The 6,236-nt window shown below is 65.6% G+C and carries 7 protein-coding genes; all 7 read right to left on the reverse strand.

Going from position 1 to position 6,236, the window contains the following annotated elements; translation table 11 throughout:
• A partial coding sequence (locus MOV74_RS28685) for a hypothetical protein (RefSeq protein ID WP_246929995.1) occupies nt 1-223 on the reverse strand: 223 nt, incomplete at its 3' end.
• Complete coding sequence (locus MOV74_RS28690) at nt 165-620, reverse strand: hypothetical protein (protein ID WP_246929997.1); 456 nt, start codon at nt 618-620, stop codon at nt 165-167. The genes MOV74_RS28690 and MOV74_RS28685, both read right to left, overlap by 59 nt.
• Nucleotides 575-829, reverse strand: a complete 255-nt coding sequence (locus tag MOV74_RS28695) for a hypothetical protein (RefSeq protein ID WP_246929999.1) — start codon at nt 827-829, stop codon at nt 575-577. Before MOV74_RS28695 ends, MOV74_RS28690 begins: the two co-directional genes overlap by 46 nt.
• Nucleotides 826-1,218 carry a BlaI/MecI/CopY family transcriptional regulator gene (locus tag MOV74_RS28700; protein WP_194403816.1) on the reverse strand — a complete coding sequence of 131 codons (393 nt, stop codon included), beginning with the start codon at nt 1,216-1,218 and terminating at the stop codon, nt 826-828. The genes MOV74_RS28695 and MOV74_RS28700 overlap by 4 nt, the downstream gene beginning before the upstream one ends.
• Before the next feature lie 331 nt (nt 1,219-1,549).
• On the reverse strand, nt 1,550-3,202 hold the full coding sequence (locus MOV74_RS28705; RefSeq protein WP_309486846.1) for an NAD-dependent malic enzyme: 1,653 nt from the start codon (nt 3,200-3,202) through the stop codon (nt 1,550-1,552).
• A 160-nt stretch (nt 3,203-3,362) separates the two neighbouring features.
• Nucleotides 3,363-4,361, reverse strand: a complete 999-nt coding sequence (locus MOV74_RS28710) for a tripartite tricarboxylate transporter substrate binding protein (RefSeq protein ID WP_246930003.1) — start codon at nt 4,359-4,361, stop codon at nt 3,363-3,365.
• Nucleotides 4,362-4,465: 104 nt separating this feature from the next.
• Nucleotides 4,466-6,236, reverse strand: a 1,771-nt coding sequence (locus MOV74_RS28715) for a mechanosensitive ion channel domain-containing protein (protein WP_246930001.1), incomplete at its 5' end; no start/stop codon positions are given.

Here is a 6,236-nt window from a genome sequence, read left to right on the forward strand (position 1 = left end):
CGGCAGCCGCGATGATGCGCTCGACGCGCGCACGCACGGTCGAGGCCCGCGCCATCGCGAGCTCGGCCGGCCTCGGCTTCACGGTGCTGGCAAAGTCGAGCAGGATTTCCGCATAGGAGAGCCGGTCGTCGATGATCTCGATTGCCTCGGCGTCGCTGATGATCTCAGCGAGCTCGGCGAGGCGCGCCAGCTGCCACCACGAGAACGGGCTGAACCAGAACACCGCGCGGTTGAGGCGCCAGCAGGAGGACATAGAAATCCCGGTTGGCGACATGCGCGCCTTCATGCGCGAGCACGGCGAGGCGCTTCTTGGCGTCCCAGCTGGTGAATTGCGGCGGCACCAAAATGGTCGAGCCGAAGGTGACGGGGCCGCCCACATCGCGGCTGACGCGCACGTCGGCCTCGAGCATCTGCGGGCCCTTCATCGGCTTTGCCGCGCGCGCAAGACGCCAGGTCAGGCAGAGACCGATCGCGAGTCGCAGCAGCAACAGGCCTGCAATGCCGGCATAGACGATGGTGGCGATCAGCCACCAATTGATCGGCAGCCCAGCTTTGGGCGGCGGCGGTGCGACGGCTACCCCGGGCACCACGGGCAGCGCGGGCTGCGGCATCTCCAGCATCGAGATGTCGGCCGGCAGAAAATCAGTCGGCTGATCGTGAGCGTCGGCCAATGCATCACGAAGGGCATCGCCAGCGAGGCCAGCAGCACGACGACCCAGGCCGTCATGTGAACGTGCGGATTACGCACGCGAAACAGGTTGAGACCGAACCAGACGACGCCTCCCAGCACAAGGGAGCGCAGTGCCGCCTCCGCCAGAGTTGCGATCATTCTTTCTTCACTCCCCTCGCCTTCTTTGCCTTGGCCACCTGGTCCGCCAGCTCGCGCAATTGCTGCTGGTCGAGCATCTTGTTGTCCACCATGCCGACGAGGACCTCCTCGATCGAGCCGTTGCAGAACCAGTCGACGATGCGCTGCACCGCCTTGGCCGCCACCTTCGCGCGCTCCTCGGCGGCGTGATAGACATAGGTGCGGCCGTCCACGGTGTGGCGAGCATAGCCCTTTTCCTCGAGCCGGCGCAGCACGGTGCGGACCGTCGATTCCTTCAGACGACGCGACAGACGTTCACGCACGATCTCGGCCGTGACGGGACCATGGGCCCAAACCAATTGCATGACCTCGCGCTCGAGGTCGCCCAGCTCGGGCAAACGATCGTCCATGGCACCAGACCTTGCGTCTTGAGTTCTTCTTGTAACGCTACAGACTGTCGCATATGGGGTCGCGCCATACAATGGCGATTCCACCTGAGATGGTGGCGCGATGCTGACCTAACGTGGAATGAGCTTGGGTTGGATCAAGAGCCCGCGGGCTCGGTGCATTTCTCCCGCTTGCGGGAGAGGTCGGCGCAACGCGCCGGGTGAGGGTTCTCTCCTCTTGGGGGTTCTCGATCGCGGAGATACCCTCTCCCCAGCCCTCCCCCGCAAGCGGGGGAGGGAGCACACCTCCCTTTACGTCAGCGGGCTAACCGAGCCGTTTGGGATGTACAAGCCCCTAGTAATGCGGCTCGTACATCTGGGACTGGACCAGGGCCTTGACGTCGTTGGGCGCCGGCCCGTCGGCGAGCCCGCGCTGATAGGCGACGTCCGCAACGGCCGCGGCGATGCGAACCGAGACCTCGCGAATGCGCGGCAGCGCCGGATAGAGACTGCCCTGCGCGAGGTCGTCCTTGCCGACGCAATCGGCAAGCGTGTGGGCCGCCGCCATGAACATCTCGTCGGTCACCAGCTTCGAGCCGCTGGCAATGACGCCGAGGCCGACGCCGGGGAAGATGTAGGAATTGTTGCCCTGGCGCGGCACGAAGCTGCGGCCGTTGAGCTTCACCGGGTCATACGGGCTGCCGCAGGCAAACAGCGCACGGCCCTCGGTGTAGCGATAGGCATCCTCCGCCGAGCATTCGGCCTTCGAGGTCGGGTTGGAGAGCGCAAACACGATCGGCTGTTCGTTGAGCGCGGCCATGGTCTTGAGCACGTCGGGCGTGAAGGCGCCGCCGACCGCGGCAACGCCGATGATCGCCGTCGGCTTCAGCGTCTTGATCGCGGTGAGGAAGTCGGCGATCGGCGCCTGGTCGGTGTGGGCGTAGCGGAGCTTGTGGCCGGACAGGCCATCACGACCGCTGACGACGAGGCCGCGGGAATCCACCAGCCAGTTGCGCCGCAGCGCTTCGGCCTCCGTTGCGCCCTCCGCCATCATCGCAGACACCACGAGATCGGCGATGCCGGTCGCCGCCTCGCCTGCGCCCAGGAACAGGATCTTCTGGTCCTTCAGCTTGCCGCCGGAGACGCGCAGCGCGGAGAACAAGCCGGCGAGCGCTACTGCCGCGGTGCCCTGGATGTCGTCGTTGAAGACGCAGGCTTCGTCCCGATATTTGTGCAGCAGCTTGAACGCCGAATGGTTGGCGAAATCCTCGAACTGGATCAGCACGCCCGGAAAGGTCTGTCGCGCAGCTTGCATGAACTCGTCGACGAAGCTGTCATAGGCTTCGCCCGCGAGCCGCCGCTCGCGCAGGCCGAGATAATAGGGGTCGTTCAGGAGCTCTTCGTTGTTGGTGCCGACGTCGAGTACAATAGGCAGGCACAGCTCGGGGTGCACGCCGGCGCAGGCCGAATAGAGCGAAAGTTTGCCGACCGGGATGCCCATGCCGTTGGCACCGAGATCGCCAAGTCCCAAAATGCGCTCGCCGTCGGTGACGACGATCAGCTTGGCCGGATAGGGCCAGTTCTTCAGTAGCTCGGCGATCTGGCCGCGGTCGCGCGAGGAGATGAACATGCCGCGCGGCCGCTGGAAGATCAGGCCGTATTTCTGGCAGGCGAGCCCGACCGTCGGCGTGTAGATGATCGGCTGGATCTCGTCGATATTGTCGACGACTACGCGGAAGAACAGCGCCTCGTTGCGATCATGCAGCGCGTTCAGCGCGACATATTTTTCGAGGTCCGTCGGCAGCGTGCGCAAATTGGTGAGGACGCGCTGAGCCTGCGTCTCCATCGTCAGCACGCAAGGCGGCAGGAGGCCGCGCAGGCCGAGTGCTTCGCGCTCGGATTCCGTGAAGGCGGTGCCCTTGTTGAGCAGGGGATCGCGCAGCAGCGCCATGCCTTGCGGCGGATTGGACGACGTCGATTGGGCAACGACCCGGGCAGGTCTATTCACGAATTCCCCCAAGAAGCTTCACGTTGAACAGCGCACATTGTCGGCCAGCGCTCCAACGAGATCAAGGACGTAGAGACCGAAGCGCCGATTGTGATCTCGCACCGCAGCGAGATCGTCGCGAACAACAGGCGGCACGCGAGAAAAGGTTAACGCGGCGAGGCTATTCAGGCTTGATGTTCGCGGCCTTCACGATCGGCCACCATTTCCCGGTCTCGGCCTTCTGGAAAACGGCGAGCGCTGCGGGTGTCTGCTGCTCCGGCGGCGGAATCTCCTGCCCCAGTTCGGCAAAGCGCTGCTTGACCGCGGCATTGGCGAGCACGGCGACGATGGCCGCGTTGAGCTTGGCGACGATGTCCTTCGGCGTGTTCTTCGGTGCCCAGATGCCGTGCCAGTAGGAAATATAGAGCCCGGGCAAGCCCGCCTCGTCGACGGTCGGGATATCCGGGGCGGACGCAAGCCGCGTCGGCGAGGTCACCGCGAACGCCTTGATCGCGCCGCTCTTGGCATGCGCCAGCGAGTTCGCCGCCTGGTCGAACATGATGTCGATCTGCCCCGCCACGAGATCGATCATGGCGGGCCCGGCGCCGCGATAGGGCACGAACTGGAAGTCGGCGCCGGTCTTGTCCTTGAAGAAGACGGCGGCGACATGCGCTCCCGTGCCCGCCCCCGAGGTCCCCGCGGTGGCCTTGCCGGGATTGGCCTTCAGCCACGCGATCAGCTCCTTCAGATTATTGGCCTCGAGCGACTTGCGGCCGACGATGAGCTGCGTGCCCATCGCGATCAACGCGATGGGTTCGAAATCACTTACGACGTCATAAGGCAGGTTGAGGATCGCGCCGTTCAGCACATGGGTGCCCCAATGGCCGATCGTGATGGTGGTTCCATCAGGCGTTGCGCGTGCGACGCGGGCGCCGGCGATGCTGCCGGAGGCGCCGGCGACGTTCTCGACCACGACCGTGGTGCGCAGCTCGGCTGCGATCCGATCGGACAGGATCCGCGCCAGCGTATCGGTCGGGCCGCCCGCCGCGAACGGTACGATGAGGGTGATCGGACGCGAGGGAAACGCTTGCGCATGACCCGGCGTCGTCCACGCCGCAGATCCGGCCAACGCGCACAAGACGATCACATGACCGCGCAAGACGGCCCACAGCCCTCGTATCATTCCACCCACCCATTGTCGTCGCCCGCATTTTGGCAGCGAGCTGGAGGCAGAGTGAACGCTGCCGGGTCGATGGAGGCAAGCCGGAAATTTCCGCCGGGCGACTATCCGGCCGCGCGCCGCGGCGTCAGATGGGCCGAGCCATCTGCCGGCGGGGCGATATGCATCAAGATGGTCTGGGTGGCGGATGCGACGTCGATGCCGTTCTGCTGGAAGCGCAACTTCATGCGGCGGTTGAATTCGCGCTGGACCGGCCAGCGGCCGGCCTCGGTGCAACGGATCTGGCCGACGATCGACACCATCGCGCCGTCGACCTTGTCGATGCCCCACAGATCGAGGTCGCCGCGGATCAGCGCGCGGAATTCGGGTTCGCGGCGCATCTCGTCGACGATGTCCTTGAGGATCTGGCCCGCGCGGTCGGTGTCTTCCTTGTAGGCGACGTTGACGCTGACCGAGGCATTTCCGGCGCCGCGGCTGGCATTGGTGATGGTCGTGACGGCGCTGAACGGCACGATGTGCACGGCACCGTCACCGGCGCGCAGGCGGATGGTGCGGATCGAGACGTTCTCGACCACGCCCGAGAGGCCGGAGACGCTGACATTGTCGCCGACCTGCACGGTGTTCTCCAACAGCAGGAACAGGCCGGTGATGAGGTCCTGCACCAGCTTCTGCGAGCCGAAGCCGATGGCGATGCCGACGATGCCGGCACCGGCCAGCAGCGGCGCGACATTGACGCCGATCTCGCTCAGCGTCGTAAGGCCGACCACGGTCGCGATCAGGCAGAGCAGCGCGGTGCGCAGCATCGGCTGGAAGGTGCGCAGGCGCGCGGCGCGGGCGTAGTGCCCGTCCCGCGACAGCGTGTTGATCTGACGGTCCAGCAGCGCGTTGCTGGCTTCCCAGATCGCCGCGGCGACGAGGACGGCGACGCCGATCGTCACCACGGCCGAGATCAGCCGGCTGCCGATCTGGCCGCCGTAAAACCAGACGATGGCGTCCACGCCCCAGACTTCGAGCACGGCCACGAAGCCGATGAAGACGATCACGCCTGACACGATCTTGCGCAGCAGCGGCAGATAGCGGTTGGCGCGGATTTCGAGGCCCGGAAAGCGCTGCAGGACCTCCGGCTTGATGCGGAAGCCGCGGTCGATCAGGCTCAGCGTCAGCATGATGGCGACACGCGTGATCACTGCGACCACGATGGTGCCGACGAAATATTGCAGCAGCAGCGAATAGCCGTTGCGGATGTTGAGCGCCCACACCGCCCAGAGTGCAAGATCGAGCGCGATCGCAAGATAATGCCAGCCACCGGCGACGCGGTTGCGCAGCCGCGCCGCGATTCCCGCCTGGTCGGCGGGCGCGCGAATGGCGTCCGCGACCTGGCGGCGACACTGCAGGATGATGACGACGACGAAGAGATGCACGACCAGCATCACCATGCGGAGTAGCGCGGCGTAACCAGCACGATGCAGACCCAGCAGCAGCGCCACATTGGCGAAGGCGATGCCGGATACGCCGACACCGACGATGCGGCGCGCCCAGATCTCGACATAGGCCGCGGTTTCGGCTCTGACAGGAAACAGGCCGAACGGCCCCGCCAGCGCACGGACCACGCAGATGAGCCCACGCGAGAACGCATAGGCGTTGGCAACCGCGAGGATCACGAGGCGGACGGTGGTGGGCTCGCCGATCTCGGTGCCGAGCAGCGCGGTGGCGACGCCCATGAAGACGAACACCGGAAGCAGCTCGAGCACGAGGCGTCCGAACACGAAGGGCAGCCGCAGCAGGACCTGCCAGATCCGCGCGAGGCTGTGACGGCGCTTCTGCAATTCAGGTGCCGGCGTCACGTCGGCGACTGACGACGGCGGATCGGCGATG

The organism is Bradyrhizobium sp. SHOUNA76 (genome assembly GCF_023006445.1).
Classification (GTDB): Bacteria; Pseudomonadota; Alphaproteobacteria; order Rhizobiales; family Xanthobacteraceae; genus Bradyrhizobium.